Origin of the sequence: Enterobacter sp. CP102 (genome assembly GCF_025152625.1) — a bacterium.
GTDB classification, from domain to species: Bacteria; Pseudomonadota; Gammaproteobacteria; order Enterobacterales; family Enterobacteriaceae; genus Enterobacter; species Enterobacter soli.
The window spans coordinates 124,971-146,101 of record NZ_CP104014.1; the positions used below are offsets into that span (position 1 = coordinate 124,971).

Here is a 21,131-nt window from a genome sequence, read left to right on the forward strand (position 1 = left end):
CTTATCTTCCCAACCACGGCTGTGGATTGACCGCCTGACCCTGGCGACGAATTTCGAAATAGAGTGACGGGCGGCCCTGACCGCCACTGCTGCCCACAAGGGCGATGGGTTGGCCTGCGCGCACCTGCGTGCCCACGCTGACCAGTGCGCTCTGGTTGTAGCCGTAAAGGCTCATATCGCCTTTGCCGTGTTCGACTACCACCACAAGCCCGTAACCCTGCAACCAGTCGGCAAGGATCACGCGGCCATCGGCAATCGCTTTTACTTCGCTACCTTCAGACGCACCGATAACTATCCCTTTCCAACGTAGCTCACCCTGCAACTGTTCGCCATAGCGATGCAGAATAGAGCCGCGAACAGGCCAGTAAGCCTGACCGCGAGGCGCACCCAGACCGCCGGTACGCGACATCAGTGAGCGTTCGCTCTCCGTTGGTTTGTAGGTTGTCCCTTTGCGGGACGCTTCTTGTTGCTTGTCGCGAACGGCCTGCGCATCACGTGCTTCTCTCTCGGCGCGCGCTTTGGCGGCCGCTTCTGCACGGGCAATGCTGTTACGCAGTTTTGATTCGTTGGCGCGCATCTCGCTCAGCTGGCTCTGGCCTTCCTGAATGGACGACTCAAGACCAGAGAGGGTTTTTTTACGCTCATTACGCGCCTGCTCGAGCTTCGCCTGCTGTGCCTGCTGATCGTAGAGCAGCGTTTGCTGCTGACTCTGCTTCTCTTCCAGCTCGGCTTTTTGCGAGGTAACTTCTTCGCGGGTTTGTTTCAGCTGAGCGATAGTTTCCTGGCGGGCCTGGTTCAGGTAACCGAAGTAGGCCTGCAAACGCTGGCCGCGCTGAGTCTCTTCCCCGCTTAAAATCAGCTGAATACCGGTATGTTCCCCCTGACGAAAGGCGGCATCAAGCTGAGCTGCGAGATTGCGCTCCTGGCTGGCGCGCTGGCGCTCCAGTCTGGCAATCGAGGCATTCATTTCGTCGATCTGTTTGTTCAGCTGCGCGAGGGTGTTTTGAGTTTCACGTAGCTTGCGCGCGGCAGTAGAGATGGCTTCTTCCTGCTGCTTTAGTTGGGCAAGGAGTGATGAACGCTGCTGTTGTTGCTGGCGTACCGCGCGCTCTTTGGCTGCGATATCGGCCTGAATAGATTTAAGCTGGTCGCGATCGTCCGCATGGGCGGATGCTGCGCACAGCAATACGCCAGCGCTGAGTGCGCTGGCGCAAAATAGGGCCCTGACTGATAACCGAAGCGGCTTCACGACCCATGTGATTGAAAAAATCGCCTTTCCCCTCATGGGGAGCGATTATTCCACGATGAACAGCGGCTTGCCAGTCATCTCTTTAGGGATTTCCATGCCCATCAGCGTCAACATGGTTGGAGCGATGTCGGAAAGCTTGCCGCCTTCCACCGCTTTCAGTGATTTATCACCAACATAGATCAGCGGAACAGGCAGGTTGGTGTGGGCAGTGTGAGCCTGGCCGGTAGACGGATCGCGCATCTGTTCTGCGTTACCGTGGTCGGCGGTGATCAGCAGCTGGCCACCTACGGATTCAACCGCTTTTGCAACCTGCTCAACGCAGTGATCCAGCGCTTCAACGGCTTTGATTGCGGCTTCCATCACGCCGGTATGGCCAACCATATCGCCATTCGGATAGTTACAGATGATGGTGTCGTACTTGCCGCTTTCGATAGCCGCGACCAGTTTTTCAGTCAGCTCGGCAGAGCTCATTTCGGGTTGCAGGTCGTAAGTAGCCACTTTCGGCGAGTTGATCAGGATACGGTCTTCGCCTTTGAACGGCTCTTCAACGCCACCGTTAAAGAAGAAGGTCACGTGCGCGTATTTCTCTGTTTCGGAGATACGCAGCTGTGTTTTATCGTTTTTCGCCATCCACTCACCGAGGGTGTTTTCCAGTGAGGCCGGTGGATAAGCGCATGGCGCTTTGATGTCTGCGGCGTATTCGGTCAGCTGGATGAAATCAAGTTTCACCACTTTCTTACGGGCGAAGCCGTCGAAATCGCTGTTCACGAATGCACGGGTGATTTCACGCGCACGGTCAGCACGGAAGTTCATGAAGATCAACGCATCGCCGTCTTCCATCGCAGCATCGGCCTGACCTTCAGCACGGATAACCGTCGCTTTTACGAATTCGTCGTTTTCATCGCGGGCGTAAGCCGCTTCCAGACCTTCTACAGCGGTCGCAAACTGGAACTCGCCTTTTGCCAGGGTCATCAGGTCATAAGCTTGTTCAACGCGATCCCAACGGTTGTCGCGGTCCATTGCGTAGTAACGACCAATGATGGAGGCCACACGACCTTTGCCCAGTGCGGCAAATTTGTCTTCGAAAGCTTTCAGGGAACCTTCAGCGCTGCGCGGTGGTGTATCGCGGCCATCAAGGAAAGCGTGCAGATAGATTTTCTCAGCACCGCGTTCTGCTGCCAGCTCAACCATCGCCATAATGTGATCTTCGTGGCTATGAACGCCGCCCGCAGAGAGCAGACCCATGATGTGTACCGCTTTGCCCGCGGCAACGGCTTTATCAACCGCACCCGACAGCGTTGGGTTGGAGAAGAAAGTCCGTTCTTTAATTTCAACGTCCAGACGGGTCAGATCCTGATACACAATACGACCCGCACCCAGGTTAACGTGACCGACTTCGGAGTTGCCCATCTGGCGATCCGGCAGACCCACTTCCAGGCCAGATGCATCAATCAGGGTATGGGGACGTTTTGCCCACAGCGCATCCATGACCGGGGTTTTGGCGTTGAAAATAGCGTTATCCTGGCTGTCTTCACGGTAGCCATAGCCATCCAGAATCACCAGTACCATAGGTTTTTTAGAAACCGACATTGCGATAACCTCATGCTCAAGAGACAAAAAATTTGCGTAATTTTACTACAGCTGAATCGATCAAATAGCCGCAGAAGATCAAAGAATGCGTAGGGGCAAGGGGCTTCTCAGGTCATTTTAGGGCTTTTTTTTCGTGGCATCCCGCAGAAAATGGATTAGCTTATTGTCGCTGGCTGTATTTGCCACAACGCACAGGTATACTCCTGTCCTGGTTTTTTTAATCACTTTAGACGGGAGTTGTTACCCCCCATGCAAGAAATTATGCAATTTGTTAGCCGCCACCCGGTACTGAGCATCGCGTGGATTGGTCTACTGGCCGCAGTGCTGTTCACCACCTTTAAGGGCCTGACGTCCAAAATTCGGGTAATTACCCGTGGTGAAGCGACGCGTCTTATCAACAAAGAAGATGCCGTCGTCGTTGACCTGCGTCAGCGCGATGATTTCCGTAAAGGCCACATTGCAGGTTCTGTTAACCTGCTGCCTGCTGAAATTAAAGCGAACAATATTGGCGAGCTGGATAAGCATAAAGCCCAGCCTATTATCGTTGTAGACGGTACCGGGATGCAGGCGCAGGAATCTGCAAGCGCACTGCACAAAGCCGGTTTTGAAAACGTATCTGTACTGAAAGAAGGCATTTCCGGCTGGAGCGGGGAAAACCTTCCTCTGGTTCGCGGTAAATAAGGAGCCCAGTCATGGCCAATATCGAGATCTACACCAAAGCAACCTGCCCGTTCTGCCACCGTGCAAAAGCGCTGCTGAACAGCAAAGGCGTCACCTTCCAGGAACTGCCTATTGATGGTGACGCGACAAAACGCGAAGAGATGATTCAACGTAGTGGCCGTACGACGGTTCCGCAGATTTTTATTGATGCGCAGCACATTGGCGGCTGTGATGACTTGTATGCGCTCGACGCACGTGGTGGACTCGATCCCCTGCTGCGCTAAGAGACTTTAGGACAATTAAAAAGGGTTTTTCCATGTCAGAACAAAATAACACTGAAATGACTTTCCAGATCCAGCGCATCTACACCAAGGATGTCTCTTTCGAAGCGCCAAATGCGCCACACGTTTTCCAGAAAGATTGGCAGCCAGAGGTTAAACTTGATCTTGATACCGCATCCACCCAACTGGCGGATGATGTGTATGAAGTTGTGCTGCGCGTAACCGTTACCGCTTCTCTGGGCGAAGAAACTGCATTCCTGTGCGAAGTACAGCAGGGCGGCATCTTCTCCATCGGCGGTATCGAAGGTAACCAGATGGCGCATTGCCTGGGTGCATACTGCCCGAACATCCTGTTCCCGTATGCTCGCGAATGCATCACCAGCCTGGTTTCTCGCGGTACATTCCCGCAACTGAACCTTGCGCCAGTTAACTTTGATGCGCTGTTCATGAACTATCTGCAACAGCAGGCTGGCGAAGGTGCTGAACAACATCAGGATGCCTGATGAGCACTGTTAATGCGTCAATGACTGTGATCGGTGCCGGCTCTTACGGCACCGCTCTTGCCATCACGCTGGCAAGAAATGGTCACGATGTGGTTCTGTGGGGCCACGATCCAAAACATATCGCGACGTTGCAACACGACCGCTGCAATGTGGCGTTCCTCCCGGACGTTCCGTTTCCTGATTCCCTGCACCTCGAAAGCGATCTCGCGACTGCGCTCGCGTCCAGCCGCAATATTCTGATTGTGGTGCCAAGCCATGTCTTTGGCGAAGTGCTGCGTCAGATTAAGCCGCTGATGCGCGCAGATGCGCGCATTGTGTGGGCGACGAAGGGGCTGGAAGCTGAAACCGGACGCCTGCTCCAGGATGTTGCCCGCGAAGCGCTGGGCGATGACATTCCTCTGGCGGTGATCTCCGGGCCGACATTCGCGAAAGAGCTGGCCGCAGGTCTGCCGACGGCAATCTCTCTGGCATCGACCGATGCGACCTTCGCTGACGATCTTCAGCATTTGCTGCACTGTGGCAAGAGCTTCCGCGTCTACAGCAACCCCGATTTTATCGGCGTGCAGCTGGGTGGCGCGGTGAAGAACGTGATTGCTATCGGCGCAGGCATGTCGGACGGCATTGGTTTCGGCGCGAATGCGCGTACGGCGCTTATCACCCGCGGGTTAACCGAAATGTCCCGTCTTGGCGCGGCGCTGGGCGCTGACCCTGCCACCTTTATGGGAATGGCGGGTCTGGGCGATCTGGTGCTGACCTGCACCGACAACCAGTCGCGTAACCGCCGCTTTGGCATGATGCTCGGACAGGGCAGCGATGTAAAAGGCGCGCAGGAGAAGATTGGCCAGGTGGTTGAAGGCTATCGCAATACCAAAGAAGTCCGCGAGCTGGCACACCGTTTTGGTGTCGAAATGCCAATAACCGAGGAAATTTATCAGGTATTGTATTGCGGAAAAAATGCGCGCGAGGCAGCATTGACCTTATTAGGTCGTGCGCGCAAGGACGAGCGCAGCAGTAACTAATCGCAGGGATCCTTGTTAGCTATATGACCCGGCCAGCAAAGAACTGGCCGGTCATTAACATATCGTCTGGAGTATGCAATGCCGTGTGAAGAACTGGATATCGTCTGGAACAATATTAAAGCCGAAGCCCGGGCTTTGGCCGACTGCGAGCCTATGCTGGCCAGCTTCTATCACGCGACGCTACTCAAGCACGAAAACCTCGGCAGCGCCCTGAGCTATATGCTCGCCAACAAACTGGCCTCCTCAATTATGCCTGCCATCGCCATTCGCGAAGTGGTAGAAGAGGCCTATGCCGCAGACCCGGAAATGATCGCCTCTGCCGCCTGTGATATCCAGGCTGTGCGCACGCGTGACCCGGCTGTCGATAAATACTCAACGCCGCTGCTGTACCTGAAAGGCTTCCATGCGCTTCAGGCCTACCGCATCGGCCACTGGCTGTGGAACGAAGGCCGCCGCGCGCTGGCCATCTTCCTGCAAAACCAGGTGTCGGTCACCTTCCAGGTGGACATCCACCCGGCCGCGAAAATTGGTCGTGGGATCATGCTTGACCATGCCACGGGCATTGTCGTGGGTGAAACGGCGGTCATTGAAGATGACGTGTCGATTCTGCAATCCGTCACGCTGGGTGGTACGGGCAAAACCAGCGGCGATCGCCACCCGAAAATCCGCGAAGGGGTGATGATTGGCGCGGGTGCGAAGATCTTAGGTAATATCGAAGTCGGGCGTGGGGCGAAGATTGGTGCGGGTTCGGTTGTATTGCAGCCCGTTCCGCCGCACACCACTGCGGCTGGCGTACCGGCGCGTATCGTCGGCAAGCCAGACAGCGATAAACCGTCGATGGATATGGATCAGCACTTCAACGGTATTCACCATACGTTTGAGTATGGTGACGGAATTTAACTTCTGAGAATGGCGCCAGGGTAACCCAGCTGGCGCCAGGCCTCATATACCACCACCGACACCGCATTAGACAGGTTCATGCTGCGGCTGTCCGGCATCATTGGAATACGGATTTTTTGCTCAGCGGGCAGGGCGTCCAGAATGGTTGCAGGCAGACCACGGGTTTCCGGGCCAAACATCAGATAATCCCCGTCCTGATAGCTTACCGCGCTGTGTGCAGGCGTTCCTTTGGTGGTCAGGGCAAACATGCGCTGCGGCTGTTCTGCTTCCAGAAACGCGGCATAGTCGTGATGGCGAACCACGGCCGTAAATTCATGGTAATCCAGTCCTGCACGGCGCAGGCGTTTGTCGTCCCACGTGAAGCCCATTGGCTCAATGATATGCAGGCGGAAACCGGTGTTGGCGCACAGGCGGATGATATTGCCGGTATTGGGTGGGATTTCTGGTTCGAATAAAACGATGTTAAGCATGTTGCCCCCTTGAATAGCGGGGGCAGAATAGCACAGAACTAGGCCGCATTCCCCTGCGACAGCGGGGCCGGTGCCGCAGACAGTTTACTCAGTTCCTGCACCAGCGAATCCTGGCTGATTTCACTAATCGATTTCGCCCCGGTCAGCGTCATCGCCACTTTCATCTCTTTCTCGATCAGGTTCAGCAGATTCGTTACGCCCGCCTGGCCGTGGGTCGCCAGTGCGTAAAGGTAGGCCCGGCCCAACAGCACGCTGTCAGCACCCAGCGCAATCATGCGCACCACGTCCAGCCCGCTGCGAATGCCGCTGTCGGCCAGAATCGCGATATCGCCTTTGACTGCATCGGCAATGGCAGGCAGTGCGCGGGCAGAAGAGAGTACGCCGTCGAGCTGGCGTCCACCGTGGTTAGAGACCACAATGCCGTCGGCACCAAAGCGCACGGCATCGCGCGCATCTTCCGGATCGAGAATGCCTTTGATCACCATCGGGCCGTCCCAGAATTCACGGATCCACTCCAGATCTTTCCAGGAAATTGACGGATCGAAGTTGTTCGCCAGCCAGCCAATGTAATCTTCCAGGCCGGTGGGCTTCCCGAGGTAGGTCGAAATATTGCCCAGATCGTGCGGACGACCGTTCAGACCAACGTCCCATGCCCACTGCGGGTGAGTCACTGCCTGCCAGTAGCGGCGCAGGGCGGCATTCGGGCCGCTCATGCCGGAATGGGCATCGCGGTAGCGTGCACCCGGTGTTGGCATATCGACGGTAAAGACCAGTGTCGAACAGCCTGCGGCTTTGGCGCGCTCCAGCGCATTACGCATAAACCCGCGATCGCGCAGAACGTACAGCTGGAACCACATCGGGCGCTTAATGGTTGGAGCGACTTCTTCAATCGGGCAGACGGACACGGTGGAGAGCGTAAACGGGATGCCTTTGGCATCTGCCGCTGCGGCCGCCTGTACTTCGCCACGACGGGCGTACATGCCGCAAAGACCGACAGGGGCGAGTGCAACAGGCATTGAGAGCGTTTCATTGAACAGCTTCGTCTCAAGGCTCAGGTCGGACATATTTTTCAGCACGCGCTGGCGCAGGGCCACTTCTGACAGGTCTGCCACGTTACGACGCAGCGTGTGCTCGGCATAGGCCCCGCCGTCGATATAGTGGAACAGGAATGGCGGCAAAATGCGTTGCGCCGCGGCGCGATAGTCACTGGCTGCTGAAATAATCATGCTTTGTTCTCCCTGGAAATATCGTTGTCGCCTGGCAGACGGGTAATGCGCGCCTGTCGGGCCTGATCTTCATCGAATCGTTTAATGGTGGTGTGCACAAAGCCCAGATGCGCCATCATCGCTTTGCGCGCGGTATCGGCATCACCGGCCAGAATGGCGTTAAGCACCGCCTCGTGCTGTTCGGTCAGTTGAGCAAACACCGGCGGCACCAGATACATGCGCTGGCGGCTCTGCTTTACGGAGGACTGCAGCAGGTCGAAGAAACCGCGCATGGTCTGGAGCAGCACCACGTTGTGCGACGCCTCGGCAATCGCCAGGTGAAACCGCACGTCAGCCTGCGAGGCGATATCCGGATCGCTGCTTTGGGTTGCTTCAAAACAGGCCCGCAGTTTCTCTTTATCGGCTTCTGTGGCCCGCATCGCCGCGTGCCAGGCGGTGCTGGCTTCGATGGCGTGTCGCGCTTCGAGGATGTCAAAACTGTAGTCAGGGTCGTTTGCCATCAGCGTTTTGAGCGGCTGAACAATGTTTTGCTCAGACCAGTCATCGTGCTGCCAGCGCACAAAGGTGCCGCCGCCGCGACGGCTCAGCAGCACACCGTCGTTAACCAGCGTCGCCAGCGCTTCGCGCAGTGAATTACGCGATACTCCAAGCTGGGCGGCAAGCTGGCGCTCGGCGGGCAATTTCATGCCCGCTTCAAGCTGTTGTTCTTCAATCAGCGCCCGCACGCGAGAAGCAATCTCGTCGGACAGGCGCCTGGGCATCACTATCATGGAATCATCCAGGTTAAGACATAGGCCTGCAGGGTGGTTATCACACCGACCATGCAGGTGAATATCAGGCTGTGTTTGACGGTAAAGCGGAACAGATCCGACTCTTTACCCACCAGGCCCACCGCTGCACAGGCAATGGCGATGGATTGCGGGGAGATCATCTTGCCGGTGACGCCACCCGTGGTGTTCGCTGCGACCAGCAGCACGTCCGAGACGCCGATTTGCTGCGCGGCAGTTGCCTGAAGCGCGGCGAAGAGGGCGTTAGACGACGTATCTGAACCCGTCAGGAATACCCCCAGCCAGCCGAGGAACGGCGAGAAGAAGGTGAACGCGTGGCTGGTATGCGCCAGAGCCAGCGCCAGCGTGGATGACAGGCCGGAATAGTTCGAGATAAACGCGAATGCCAGCACCATTCCAATGGAGTAAATCGGTAGCGCCAGCTCTTTAATGGTAGTGGCAAAGGTCTGTACCGCTGCGGATGGCTTCATGCGAAGCCACACGACAGACAGGATAGCCGCAAACAGGATCGCCGTGCCGGTCGCGGAGAACCAGTCGAACTTATAGACCGCAGCATAGGGCGTCGCGGCGTGAACGACTGGCGGCATCCGGGCGACCATTTTGTCGAGGAACGGCACGGAGATATTAATCACCATGTCGTACAGCGCGCCGCCAGGGGCAAACAACGCTTTAAACGGCGGCACGCTCCACAGCGTGACGGTTGCGGTCAGGAACAGGAACGGCGACCACGCGCGAATAACCTGGCCTGCGGTATACCCGGTGCGCGCCAGCGTTTGATCAACCTGCGAGGCTCCCATATCCGCAAAGCGGAAGATGCGTACCGGCTGCCAGCGTTTGAGGAACAGCGTCAGGCAAACCAGCGAAACCAGGGATGAGATAATGTCCGGCAGTTCCGGCCCGAGGAGATTCGAGCTGAGGAACTGAGCAATGGCGAATGACCCCCCCGCCACCATAACCGCAGGCCAGGTTTCTTTCACGCCACGCCAGCCGTCCATAATCGCCATGATCCAGAACAGCACGATAATGGTCAGGAATGGCAACTGACGGCCCACCATCTGGCCGATTTCAAAGCTGTCCAGCCCGGTGACTTGCCCGGCAACCAGAATCGGGATCCCCATCGCGCCAAACGCCACCGGCGCGGTGTTTACGATCAGGCACAGGCCCGCGGCATAAAGTGGATTAAAACCAAGACCAACCAGCAGCGCCGCCGTGATCGCCACAGGCGCGCCAAAACCGGCAGCCCCTTCAAGAAATGCCCCGAAAGAGAAACCGACAATCAGCATCTGCAAACGCTGGTCCGGGGTGATCGAGAGAATCGACGAGCGGATGATGTCAAACTGTCCGGTTTTCACCGAGATTTTATAGACAAAGACCGCGGCAATAATGATCCACGCTATTGGCCACAGCCCGTAGAAGAAGCCGTACACCACAGAGGCCAGCGCACGATCGACCGGCATTTTGTAAAAGAACAATGCGACCAGCAGCGCAATGGCAACGGTGTATGTCGCAGCAAGGTAGCCCTTCAGCTTGAGCTTAATCAGCGCAAAGAAGAAGAACAGGATCGGTAGCGATGCGATCAGGCTTGAAAGCCAGATATTCCCGGCCGGATCGTAGTTTTGTTGCCAGAGGCTCATGCAGGTCTCCAGGGGACCGCACAGTCAGTTTCGCGGTGAGTCTGTGCTCATCTCGGCGTCACAGTCTGTGTAAAAGTGGTCCTGCCAATAGTGTGATGTAGGGTGAATGACAATGAATGGTTAATCAGATGTTATCGATGAGCAATGGTTTTGTGAGCAAAGATTATGGAAGTGTGAACCAGGAGAGGGATGTTCGATGAATTGGTTGGGCCAATTTGAAGCTGGTGGGGCCTGATGCCCTCACCCCGGCCCTCTCCCAGTGGGAGAGGGGGAATTATCAGAACGCGGTCTTACAAAAGCCCGTCATCTCTTTCAGGCCCATTTCGCGGCCGAGTTCCGTCATCGGGTGTACAACCACCAGGCCACGCACGCTTTTCTTCAGCTTGCCCATATCGGCCTGTTCTTTTTTGGTGATCGCGCGGCGGTGCGGCATGTTCATCAGCTTCTGCGCTTCTTTGCTCAGCTTCTGGCCTTTGACTTCACGCAGGCGCTCGATTTCGGTTTCCAGCGTGGCGATCTCTTTTTCCAGCTCAGCGTATTTCTCAGCGGCATCAACCAAAGAGAGATCGGCCTGCTGGTGGCGGATCAGATCCAGACGATCGCTCAGGCGTTTAATTTCGTTCTTTTCGACTTCTTTCATCACAAATGACTCTAAAAACGGGGGATTTACAGGGAAGGATACACCAATGTGCGCAGGCTTACTTCTGAAACGCTTTTTTTAAGCTGATTCGGGAAATCAGCTCAGTCAGGGAAAGGACCATGGTAGAACGGACAACCTGTTGATAACGAAGCTTTTGCATCGCATACAGCTCAGGATCGCTGTTATCAAAATGCGGTGCCGGAGGAAGCGCGGTGACGCAGTGCAGCTCGCCGAAGGGGCCCAGAATTTCATCATCGGTAAAGCTGTATTCATTACCGTCATGATTTAACTCTTCGCGCAGCGCCATTAACAGCTCGGCGTCTTCATACTCTGGCCTGCTGAGCACGCCAAGGCCGTAAATCAGCTTCAGGCGCACGGATAAATCGCCCAGCGGTCCGTCTCCGTCCAGTAACGGTTCTACAGCATATTTTACCGCGTAGTCGTCTTTGCGAAACACCTGAAGCACCAGGATATTCACCGCCTCGGTTAACAACTCGACGGCGGCAATCAGGAAGCTTCGTACGGTTTTGCCAGCATTCAGACGCTCAAGCACACGATTTTCAAAGGCCTGGGTTTGTTCCATTATTGCCTGCATATCTGACAATCTGTTATCTGGGCGCAGGATAACCTGCGCCGCATTCTGCATCATTTGGTTGCGTTGTATGCGTTAACCGCCTCCACAACCACGTTGCTGTTGGCATCCAGGCCTGAAACCTGCGCCAGCGCAGCTTGCGGGCCTTCATCGCCAATCAGTTTCGCCAGCTCAAGCGCCTGTGGATCTTGCTCGCTGCGGTAGTGCATGGCAGCGGCAATCCCTTTCACCAGGTTGGCGTGCGGCAGGCCGTATTCCAGCGTGCCCAGCAGTGGCTTAATCAGACGGTCGCCCGCGCTCAGTTTACGCAGTGGCTGACGGCCAACGCGCTCTACGTCATCTTTCAAATACGGGTTTTCAAAACGACCGAGGATTTTCTGGATGTATGCTGCATGTTTTTCAGCATCAAAACCGTAGCGTTTGATCAGCACCGCGCCGCTCTCTTCCATTGCACCTTTTACCACAGCGCGGATTTTCTCATCGAGAATCGCGTCACGGATGGTCTGATGACCGGCCAATTTTCCGAGGTACGCGGTTATAGCATGACCGGTGTTCAGCGTGAAGAGTTTACGTTCGACAAATGCCATCAGGTTATCAGTTAATTCCATCCCCGGGATGGTTGGCAGCGCGCCTTTGAACTGCGTTTTATCGACAATCCATTCGCTGAAGGTTTCAACGGTCACTTCCAGCGGGTCGTTGGTGGCGGATTCAGACGGCGGAACGATACGGTCAACGGCGGAATCAACAAAGCCAACATGCGCTTCAACCCAGGCTTTATCTTCGTCGGCCACGGCGGCCAGAACGTGACCTTTCAGCTGCGTGGTGCCGCGAACCATGTTTTCACAGGCGATGATGTTCAGCGGGGTATCAATGCCCTGTGCTTTACGTTTTGCCAGACCTTTTGCCACCGCAGGGGCGATACGCTCAAGCACAACCGGGCCGACCGCCGTGGTCACCAGGTCAACGCTTGCGATCAGATCAACCACGTCATCACCGATGCTGCTTACCGCATTCACGCCAGAAACGGTTTCGACCTGCTCGTTTTCTCCCACTACGTGAACCTGATAGCTATGACGGGCATTCAGGGCGTCTAGCACCACCTGGTTCACATCGGCGAATGTCAGCGTAATGCCCGCGTCTGCCAGCAACTTGCCGATAAAGCCACGACCAATATTACCTGCGCCAAAATGTAATGCTTTCATAGTGTTAACCTTCATCAATGTTTTTACCCGAGAGGGCTGGGGTGAGGAACCGCATAACTTTCCCCTCACCCAAGCCCTCTCCCCAGTGGGGGAGAGGGAAGAGTACGATATTACTTGTTCAGCAGCGCCAGAACTTCTTCCACGCTGGTGGTGCTGGCCAGGCGCTCGATGACTGATTCGTCATCCAGGGCGTTGGTCAGGCTGGTAATCACCTGGATGTGCTCGTTGTTGCGAGCGGCGATACCAATCACCAGACGGGCGATGTCGTCTTCTTCTTCACCGAAGCGCACACCCTGTGGATACTGACAGAACACCACGCCGGTTTTCAGCACGCGGTCTTTCGCTTCAACTGTACCGTGCGGAACCGCGATGGATTCACCCAGGTAGGTTGGGGTCAGTTTTTCACGTTCCAGCATGGCGTCAACATACTCAGGCTGTACGTAACCGCCTTTCACCAGCTGTTCACCCGCAAAGCGAATCGCTTCTTCTTTGTGGGTCGCGGTACGGCCCAGGAAGATGTTTTCCGCACCCAGTTTGAACAGGTGGCTGTCGTTCGCATCGAAGCTGTCTTTTAGGCTATCGCGGACTTTCACTTCGTTGTCTTCGTGGCGCTGTGCCGCAACCAGACGTTCAGTCAGGCTGGTGTAAAGGCCGCTGTCGAGGAAGTTGGTCAGCGAAATGTGCTGCGCCTGTGGCACCTGACGCATAGCGCGTTCGGTCAGATCGCGGTGCGTGATAACCAGGTCAACATCCGGTGGCAGGCTGTTAATCGCGCTGTTGGTCACAGAGATATTGCTCAGACCGGCATCCTGTACTTTCTTACGCAGCACGCCTGCACCCATTGCGCTGGAGCCCATACCGGCATCGCAGGCAACGATGATTTTACGTACGTGGCTCAGGTCGTTAGACACATCACCCGCGGCCAGTGGCGTAGCGCCTTTGGATTCCGCTTTCATGTCGTGCATACGACGGGTTGCTGCTTCGATATCGTCTTCTTCTTTCACTTTGCTGGTTTTCAGCAGGATAGAAGAGACAACGAAGGAGACTGCCATTGCTGCACAGATAGCCGCGATGTTAGCGAAGTAAGCACCTTTTGGCGTCATCGCCAGCACGGCCAGGATAGAGCCCGGAGAGGCGGGAGAAACCAGACCACCGCCCAGCACGCTCAGAGTGAACACGCCAGTCATACCGCCGAGGATAACAGCCAGGATCAGACGTGGGTTCATCAGCACGTACGGGAAGTAAATTTCGTGGATACCACCCAGGAAGTGAATGATCGCCGCACCGCCCGCAGACTGTTTTGCACTGCCACGGCCAAAGAAGATGTACGCCAGCAGAACACCCATACCCGGACCCGGGTTCGCTTCAATCAGGAAGAAGATAGACTTCCCGAGGTCATGAGACTGCTGAATACCCAGCGGTGAGAAGATACCGTGGTTGATGGCGTTGTTAAGGAACAGGATTTTCGCCGGTTCAACAAAGATAGACGCCAGCGGCAGCATGTCGTGCGCAACCATGAAGTTAACGCCTGCTGCCAGAATTTTGGACAGCACTTCAACCGCCGGGCCAATGCCGAGGAAGGCCAGAATCGCCAGGATCATACCGATGATGCCAGCGGAGAAGTTGTTCACCAGCATTTCGAAGCCGGATTTGATTTTACCATCAACCCAGACGTCGAATTTCTTGATTGCCCAACCGCCCAGAGGACCGGCAATCATTGCACCGAGGAACATCGGCATATCCGCACCGACAATCACACCCATGGTGGTGATAGCACCCACCACACCGCCACGATCGCCGCCAACCAGACGACCACCGGTAAAACCGATGAGCAGCGGCAGCAGGTAAGTAATCATTGGGCCAACAAGCTTCGCCAGCGTTTCGTTAGGCAACCACCCTGTCGGAATGAACAATGCAGTGATGATACCCCACGCGATAAACGCGCCGATATTTGGCATCACCATGTTGCTGAGGAAACGACCAAAGCTTTGTACTTTGATCTTGAAATCGGATGACATAAAACACCCCTTCTTATGTTTACGCTTAGGCTTGCGGCCCGAGGTTTATCGTTAATGTGCGGCGGCAGAGGTAGCCGGGCCCTGTTCATGCTGTGAAATCTGGCACTGAATCGTTCAACTGTCCAGATAGCGAAATTTTGTGTGATCTCAGTCACGTAAATGTAGGGGGTGTGGCATTTAATGAAGTGATCTGCGTCACAAAAGTGGTGTGCAAAAAAAACTCAACGCGGGAAAAAGGTGCAAAAAGCACGTGCTTTTGTGATGAGTGTCACATTTGGTTGTCGTCGGTTTGTTTCTGTAATGTGACTGAATTCACAAAAAATTTTCATGCAGATTTCTCTGGATGTGATCAAAGGCAAATTCTGTTTTGCGGTTCATAGCCAGGATGTAATCAAACAGCACCTAAAGCAAAAACTACTCATATGTGAGTGTGTTATGGCGAAAAGTGAAAACCTGGATTACGCTCAATATGTAAGGTTAAGTCTATTATTATTCAGGATATATTTTGACACGCTTATAAACTTGCATGGAGATATAATAAAAAACCATACTCTGCGGCTCTGAAAATAAGTGCGGGTCATTGTGCTTAAATTAATTTAATTTGGGTGCTTATTATTTTATTTATTTAATGAGTTATCTTTGTTTGAGTGAGGGGAATATGTTTCTCAACTACTTTGCGCTGGGTGTCTTAATTTTTGTATTCCTGGTTCTGTTTTACGGGATCATCGCTATTCATGATATTCCCTATAATATGGCCAAAAAACGCAACCATCCTCATGCTGATGCAATCCATACCGCCGGATGGATAAGCCTGTTTACGCTCCATGCCATATGGCCGTTTTTATGGATTTGGGCAACGCTGTACCAGGAAGATCGTGGCTGGGGTATGCAGAACCATATCACAAAGCCTGATGAGGTCCCCGGCATGGATGCTTTGGCCAAACGTGTGGCCGAACTAGAACAAAAACTGGCTGTCGCTCAATCGCCAGCAGATAAGAATACGTCGGAGCACTGATCATGGATCTGTTGATTATTTTGACCTATGTGGCGTTTGCCTGGGCAATTTTTAAAATATTCCGTATTCCTGTAAACCAGTGGACACTCGCTACCGCGACATTAGGTGGGGTGTTTATTGTTGCGGGACTCATTTTATTAATGAACTATAACCATCCGTATACCTTTACGGCGCAAAAAGCGGTTATTTCGATTCCCATTACGCCGCAGGTTACAGGCGTGGTTAGTGAGGTTACGGATAAAGGTAACCAGCTTATTAAACAAGGTGAAGTGTTATTTAAACTCGACCCAACCCGCTATCAGGCACGCGTCGACCGGCTGCAGGCTGACCTGGTGACCGCCACGCACAATATCGACAACCTGAAGGCACAGCTTTCGGAAGCGGTAGCCAATACCACGCGTGTGTCTGCCGAGCGCGACCGACTGTATAAAGACTATCAGCGTTACCTGAAAGGTAGCCAGGCGAAGGTTAACCCGTTCTCTGAAAGCGATATCGACAATGCACGCCAGAACTATCTGGCACAGGATGCGCTGGTAAAAGGTTCCGTGGCTGAACAGACGCAGATCCAGAGTCAGTTAGACAGCATGGTTAACGGTGAGCAATCTCAGGTGGCTTCTCTGCGTGCCCAGCTCGCGGAAGCCAGATACAACCTTGAGCAGACCGTCATTCGTGCACCGAGTAACGGTTATGCCACGCAGGTGTTAATTCGCCCGGGGACCTATGCTGCGGCGCTGCCTCTGCGTCCGGTGATGGTGTTTATTCCGGAACAGAAACGCATGATTGTTGCTCAATTCCGTCAGAACTCGTTACTGCGTCTGAAACCGGGTGATGAAGCGGAAGTGGTGTTTAATGCGCTGCCGGGCCAGGTATTTTCAGGCAAGCTGCTTGGCATTCAGCCAGTCGTACCTGGGGGCACTTATCAGGCACAGGGTGCGGTGCAGGCACTGACCGTGACACCAGGTACGGATGGTGTTATTGCCAGCATCCTGCTGGATCCGAATGCTGATGTCGATGCACTGCCAGACGGTATTTATGCTCAGGTTGCGGTCTATTCCGACCACTTCTCGCACGTTTCCGTCATGCGCAAAGTCCTGCTGCGTATGACCAGCTGGATGCACTACCTCTACCTCGATCACTAATCCTTCCGGGGCAGGAATGCGATATGCATACCTGCCTTTTTTCATTGCTTGATCCATACTGACCTCTTTGTGGGCATTCAGGATCAGGCAATGAAACTTATCGGCAGCTATACCAGTCCCTTCGTGCGTAAAATCTCGATTCTCCTGCTGGAGAAAGGGATTGAATTTGAATTCGTCAATGAACAGCCCTACAACGCCGAAAATGGCGTAGCCCGGTTTAATCCGCTGGGGAAAGTCCCGGCGCTGGTAACCGATGATGGCGAGTGCTGGTTTGATTCCCCTATTATTGCGCAATACATCGAACTGCTTGGCGTGGCGCCAGCCATGCTCCCGACTGATGCGAAAGCCGCGCTGGCGGTGAAACAGATTGAAGCCCTGGCCGATGGCATTATGGACGCGGCGCTGGCTTCCGTGCGCGAGCAGGCAAGACCCGCCGCGCAGCAATCGGAAACGGAGCTGGTACGTCAGCGCGAAAAAATCAGCCGCAGCCTGGATATGTGCGAGCAGTTGATCCGGGATGGCATCATCCAGCGTGACAGCCTGAACCTGGCGACAATAGCCATCGCCTGCGCCATCGGCTATCTCAATTTCCGTCGTGTTTCTCCGGGCTGGTGTGTGGAACGCCCGCTGCTGGTTAAGCTTGCTGAAACGCTCTTCCAGCGCGAGAGTTTTGCACAGACTGAACCGCCTAAGGCTTGATGCGGGTTATAACACTTGGGCTCGGGAGGTTGTACAATCCCTCTTCACATCGACTCCCTCTCCCGTCGGGAGGGGGGATGATAAATCATTGCCAGGCGCTTTCATGACTACTCATCTTTCTCTCTACAGCCACATTCCCGCAACCGATCGTCTGCTTCGTGATCCTCACTTACTGGTCGTTCTGGAAACGTTCGGCCATCGCGCAACGGTAGATATGCTGCGCACGTTACAGGAAGAAGCCCGGGAACATATTCAGGCCGAACATGCGTTGCCAGACTGGGCTGCACACTGGGGGCAGGAGGTTGAAAAGCGGCTGGCGGCGAATACGCAAAACACGCTGCGTCCGGTCATTAATCTGACGGGGACGGTTTTGCATACCAATCTGGGCCGTGCCCAGCAGGCTGAAGAAGCCATCAGTGCGGTGGCGCAGGCCATGCGCTCGCCCGTTACGCTGGAGTACGATCTCGACGGTGCCGGGCGCGGTCATCGCGACAGGGCGCTGGCGGACTTACTTTGCCAGCTAACTGGCGCGGAAGATGCCTGTATCGTGAATAACAACGCGGCGGCGGTGTTGCTGATGCTGGCGGCGACAGCAAGCGGCAAAGAGGTGGTCGTATCACGCGGTGAGCTGGTAGAGATTGGCGGCGCATTCCGCATCCCCGACGTGATGCGTCAGGCCGGGTGCACACTGCATGAAGTAGGCACCACCAACCGCACTCACGCGAAGGACTATCGCGCGGCAGTGAATGAAAACACCGCGTTGCTGATGAAAGTACATACCAGCAACTACCATATCGAAGGCTTTACCCACACGGTTGAAGAAGCCGAGCTTGCGGAGATTGGGCGTGAGCTAAACGTACCAGTGGTGGCCGATCTCGGCAGCGGTTCGCTGGTGGATTTGAGCCAGTACGGCCTGCCAAAAGAGCCGATGCCGCAGGAGATGATCGCAGCCGGCGTGAGCCTGGTGAGTTTTTCCGGTGATAAATTGCTGGGCGGGCCGCAAGCGGGGATTATTGTCGGGCGGCGTGAACTGATTGCCCGGTTACAGCAACATCCGCTGAAGCGGGCGCTGCGCGCGGATAAAATGACGCTCTCGGCGCTGGAAGCGACGCTGCGGCTTTACCTCCACCCGGAGAGGCTGGCCGAACGCCTGCCCACCCTGCGGTTGCTGACGCGCGATGCTGCTTCGATTCGCGCTCAGGGTGAGCTGCTGTTGGCCCAGGTTGCACAGCATTACCCCGATTTTGACGTGCGTGTCGAATCCTGCCAGTCCCAGATTGGCAGTGGTTCACTGCCGGTAGACAGGTTGCCCAGCGCAGCACTGACGTTCACCCCGCGCGACGGCAGAGGCAGCCAGCTTGAGGCGCTTTCTGCACGGTTACGCGCCTTGCCAGTACCGGTAATTGGACGTATTTATGATGGCCGAATGTGGCTGGATCTACGCTGCCTTGAAGATGAAGAGCGGTTTCTGGAGATGATGTCGAAATGATTATTGCCACCGCCGGTCACGTTGACCACGGCAAAACCACCTTATTGCAGGCCATTACGGGCGTAAACGCCGATCGCCTGCCGGAAGAGAAAAAACGTGGGATGACCATCGACCTGGGTTATGCCTACTGGCCGCAACCCGATGGTCGCGTGCTGGGCTTTATTGATGTGCCTGGCCATGAAAAGTTTCTTTCCAACATGCTGGCGGGCGTGGGCGGTATTGACCATGCGCTTCTGGTGGTGGCGTGCGATGACGGCGTGATGGCGCAAACGCGAGAACACCTGGCGATCCTGCAACTGACCGGCAATCCGCAACTGACGGTTGCGCTGACGAAAGCCGACCGCGTTGATGAAGCGCGCATCGATGCCGTGCGCGAAGAGGTGCAGGACACCCTGCGTGAATACGGTTTTGCCGATGCCCCGTTATTTGTGACGGTCGCCACCCAGGGGCACGGGATTGACGCTCTGCGCGACCATCTGCAACACCTTGCATCCCGCGAGCAGGCCAGCCATCACAGTTTTCGCCTGGCGCTCGACCGCGCATTCACTGTGAAAGGGGCGGGTCTGGTGGTGACGGGGACGGCGCTGAGCGGTGAAGTCCGTGTAGGCGATACCTTATGGCTGACAGGCGTTAACAAGCCAATGCGAGTACGTGCGCTTCACGCGCAAAATCAGCCGGTTGAACATGCTCATGCCGGGCAACGCATCGCGCTGAATATTGCGGGTGATGCCGAAAAAGAACAGCTGAAGCGTGGCGACTGGCTGCTCTCGGATGCGCCGCCGGAGCCGTCGGAACGCGTCATTGTCGCACTTCAGATCCATTCGCCGCTGACGCAGTGGCAACCGCTGCATATCCACCATGCCGCCAGCCACGTGACCGGGCGCGTATCACTGCTGGAAAACGACCTGGCTGAGCTGGTGTTTGATTCCCCGCTGTGGCTGGCGGATAACGACAGGCTGGTGCTGCGGGACATTTCCGCTAAAACCACCCTTGCCGGGGCGCGTGTGGTGACACTGAACCCGCCACGCCGCGGAAAACGTAAGCCGGAATATCTGCAATGGCTTGCGGCACTGGCACAAGCGAAAGGGGATGCTGACGCGCTGGCCGTGCATCTTGACCGTGGTGCCGTGAATCTGGCGGATTTCGCCTGGGCTCGCCAGCTGAGCGGCGAGGGGCTGCGTCAGCTGACGCAAGAGCCGGGCTTTATCCAGGCCGGATACAGCTTGTTAAATGCACCGATAGCGGCGCGCTGGCAACGTAAAGTGCTGAGCACGCTCGCCACGTATCATGAACAGCATCAGGACGAACCCGGTCCGGGGCGCGAGCGCTTACGTCGCATGGCGCTGCCCATGGAAGACGACGCGCTGGTGCTGTTACTGATTGAAAAAATGCGCGAAAGCGGGGTGATCAACAGTCATCACGGCTGGCTGCATCTGCCGGATCATAAAGCGGGCTTTACGGCTGAACAGCAGGCGGTGTGGCAGAAAGCCGCGCCACTGTTTGCGGATGAACCCTGGTGGGTGCGCGATTTAGCCCATCACACCGGTACCGATGAAACGCTGATGCGCCAGGTGTTGCGCCATGCGGCTCAGCAGGGGCTGATTGTGGCGATCGTGAAAGATCGGTATTACCGCAACGATCGTATTGTGGCGTTCGCGAATCTGATCCGCGAACTGGATCAGGAGCGAGGCTCAACCTGTGCGGCCGATTTCCGCGATCGGCTGAACGTGGGGCGCAAGCTGGCCATTCAGATCCTGGAATATTTCAACCGCATTGGTTTTACCCGTCGTCGTGGTAACGATCATTTATTACGCGATTCATTATTATTTCCTGAAACAAAACCAGGAATTAATACAGAAACAAAATAGATTGAAATAGATTTATATATTAATTAACACCCTCGCAGGCTTAAATATATTAAGCCTGCGAGAATGCACGCAAAAACAGGTTATCGATCATGTTTTTTAAATGACCTTTTCCGTATGCTGCCGATACTTTTTATCTCTTCGAGGAAATA

20 protein-coding genes are annotated in these 21,131 nt (G+C 55.2%); 10 read left to right on the forward strand and 10 right to left on the reverse strand.

Going from position 1 to position 21,131, the window contains the following annotated elements; genetic code table 11:
- Position 1 precedes the first annotated feature (1 nt).
- Together envC and gpmM are read right to left on the reverse strand one after the other, a co-directional pair.
- The gene (gene envC, locus N1249_RS00610) at positions 2 to 1,261 is read right to left on the reverse strand and encodes a murein hydrolase activator EnvC (protein WP_259838274.1); all 1,260 of its coding nucleotides are present in this window, start codon (positions 1,259 to 1,261) and stop codon (positions 2 to 4) included.
- A gap of 33 nt (positions 1,262 to 1,294) precedes the next feature.
- The gene (gene gpmM / locus N1249_RS00615) at positions 1,295 to 2,839 is read right to left on the reverse strand and encodes a 2,3-bisphosphoglycerate-independent phosphoglycerate mutase (RefSeq protein ID WP_259833741.1); all 1,545 of its coding nucleotides are present in this window, start codon (positions 2,837 to 2,839) and stop codon (positions 1,295 to 1,297) included.
- A 249-nt stretch (positions 2,840 to 3,088) separates the two neighbouring features.
- Here gpmM and N1249_RS00620 point away from each other — a divergent pair, with 249 nt between their 5' ends.
- The 5 genes from N1249_RS00620 to cysE all read left to right on the forward strand — a co-directional run bounded on the left by N1249_RS00620 (position 3,089) and on the right by cysE (position 6,202).
- Positions 3,089 to 3,520, forward strand: a complete 432-nt coding sequence (locus tag N1249_RS00620) for a rhodanese-like domain-containing protein (RefSeq protein WP_166718128.1) — start codon at positions 3,089 to 3,091, stop codon at positions 3,518 to 3,520.
- A gap of 11 nt (positions 3,521 to 3,531) precedes the next feature.
- Positions 3,532 to 3,783, forward strand: a complete 252-nt coding sequence (gene grxC, locus N1249_RS00625; protein ID WP_014068373.1) for a glutaredoxin 3 — start codon at positions 3,532 to 3,534, stop codon at positions 3,781 to 3,783.
- A gap of 32 nt (positions 3,784 to 3,815) precedes the next feature.
- Entirely contained in the window at positions 3,816 to 4,283 is a 468-nt protein-coding gene (gene secB, locus N1249_RS00630) for a protein-export chaperone SecB (protein WP_003860835.1), read from the forward strand.
- Positions 4,283 to 5,302 carry an NAD(P)H-dependent glycerol-3-phosphate dehydrogenase gene (gene gpsA, locus N1249_RS00635; RefSeq protein ID WP_259833743.1) on the forward strand — a complete coding sequence of 340 codons (1,020 nt, stop codon included), beginning with the start codon at positions 4,283 to 4,285 and terminating at the stop codon, positions 5,300 to 5,302. Before secB ends, gpsA begins: the two co-directional genes overlap by 1 nt.
- Positions 5,303 to 5,380: 78 nt before the next feature.
- The gene (cysE, locus tag N1249_RS00640; protein WP_008502718.1) at positions 5,381 to 6,202 is read left to right on the forward strand and encodes a serine O-acetyltransferase; all 822 of its coding nucleotides are present in this window, start codon (positions 5,381 to 5,383) and stop codon (positions 6,200 to 6,202) included.
- Here cysE and trmL read toward each other — a convergent pair.
- The 8 genes from trmL to N1249_RS00680 all read right to left on the reverse strand — a co-directional run bounded on the left by trmL (position 6,199) and on the right by N1249_RS00680 (position 14,772).
- On the reverse strand, positions 6,199 to 6,672 hold the full coding sequence (gene trmL / locus N1249_RS00645) for a tRNA (uridine(34)/cytosine(34)/5-carboxymethylaminomethyluridine(34)-2'-O)-methyltransferase TrmL (RefSeq protein WP_223562074.1): 474 nt from the start codon (positions 6,670 to 6,672) through the stop codon (positions 6,199 to 6,201). The genes cysE and trmL overlap by 4 nt on opposite strands.
- 38 nt (positions 6,673 to 6,710) lie before the next feature.
- The gene (gene lldD / locus N1249_RS00650; protein WP_259833747.1) at positions 6,711 to 7,898 is read right to left on the reverse strand and encodes an FMN-dependent L-lactate dehydrogenase LldD; all 1,188 of its coding nucleotides are present in this window, start codon (positions 7,896 to 7,898) and stop codon (positions 6,711 to 6,713) included.
- A complete protein-coding gene (lldR, locus tag N1249_RS00655) occupies positions 7,895 to 8,668 on the reverse strand; it encodes a transcriptional regulator LldR (protein WP_259833750.1) in 774 nt (257 codons plus the stop codon). Before lldR ends, lldD begins: the two co-directional genes overlap by 4 nt.
- A complete protein-coding gene (lldP, locus tag N1249_RS00660) occupies positions 8,665 to 10,320 on the reverse strand; it encodes an L-lactate permease (RefSeq protein ID WP_259833753.1) in 1,656 nt (551 codons plus the stop codon). The genes lldR and lldP overlap by 4 nt, the downstream gene beginning before the upstream one ends.
- Positions 10,321 to 10,597: 277 nt before the next feature.
- A complete protein-coding gene (locus N1249_RS00665) occupies positions 10,598 to 10,960 on the reverse strand; it encodes a YibL family ribosome-associated protein (RefSeq protein WP_014068380.1) in 363 nt (120 codons plus the stop codon).
- Positions 10,961 to 11,018: 58 nt separating this feature from the next.
- Positions 11,019 to 11,609, reverse strand: a complete 591-nt coding sequence (gene mtlR, locus N1249_RS00670; RefSeq protein WP_259833756.1) for a mannitol operon repressor MtlR — start codon at positions 11,607 to 11,609, stop codon at positions 11,019 to 11,021.
- The gene (gene mtlD / locus N1249_RS00675) at positions 11,606 to 12,754 is read right to left on the reverse strand and encodes a mannitol-1-phosphate 5-dehydrogenase (RefSeq protein ID WP_166718123.1); all 1,149 of its coding nucleotides are present in this window, start codon (positions 12,752 to 12,754) and stop codon (positions 11,606 to 11,608) included. The genes mtlR and mtlD overlap by 4 nt, the downstream gene beginning before the upstream one ends.
- 110 nt (positions 12,755 to 12,864) lie before the next feature.
- Positions 12,865 to 14,772, reverse strand: a complete 1,908-nt coding sequence (locus N1249_RS00680) for a PTS mannitol transporter subunit IICBA (RefSeq protein ID WP_257271746.1) — start codon at positions 14,770 to 14,772, stop codon at positions 12,865 to 12,867.
- Positions 14,773 to 15,430: 658 nt separating this feature from the next.
- On the opposite strand from N1249_RS00680, the gene N1249_RS00685 reads away from it, so the two are divergent.
- The 5 genes from N1249_RS00685 to selB all read left to right on the forward strand — a co-directional run bounded on the left by N1249_RS00685 (position 15,431) and on the right by selB (position 20,982).
- The gene (locus N1249_RS00685) at positions 15,431 to 15,787 is read left to right on the forward strand and encodes a DUF3302 domain-containing protein (RefSeq protein ID WP_166718121.1); all 357 of its coding nucleotides are present in this window, start codon (positions 15,431 to 15,433) and stop codon (positions 15,785 to 15,787) included.
- A gap of 2 nt (positions 15,788 to 15,789) precedes the next feature.
- Positions 15,790 to 16,926 (forward strand): HlyD family secretion protein, encoded by a 1,137-nt coding sequence (locus tag N1249_RS00690; protein WP_259833763.1) that lies wholly within the window; start codon positions 15,790 to 15,792, stop codon positions 16,924 to 16,926.
- A gap of 90 nt (positions 16,927 to 17,016) precedes the next feature.
- Complete coding sequence (locus N1249_RS00695) at positions 17,017 to 17,625, forward strand: glutathione S-transferase (RefSeq protein WP_259833766.1); 609 nt, start codon at positions 17,017 to 17,019, stop codon at positions 17,623 to 17,625.
- A gap of 103 nt (positions 17,626 to 17,728) precedes the next feature.
- Positions 17,729 to 19,114 carry an L-seryl-tRNA(Sec) selenium transferase gene (gene selA, locus N1249_RS00700; RefSeq protein ID WP_259833769.1) on the forward strand — a complete coding sequence of 462 codons (1,386 nt, stop codon included), beginning with the start codon at positions 17,729 to 17,731 and terminating at the stop codon, positions 19,112 to 19,114.
- Positions 19,111 to 20,982, forward strand: coding sequence for a selenocysteine-specific translation elongation factor (selB, locus tag N1249_RS00705; protein WP_259833772.1), 1,872 nt, complete (start codon positions 19,111 to 19,113; stop codon positions 20,980 to 20,982). The genes selA and selB overlap by 4 nt, the downstream gene beginning before the upstream one ends.
- The last annotated feature ends 149 nt before the right edge of the window (positions 20,983 to 21,131 follow it).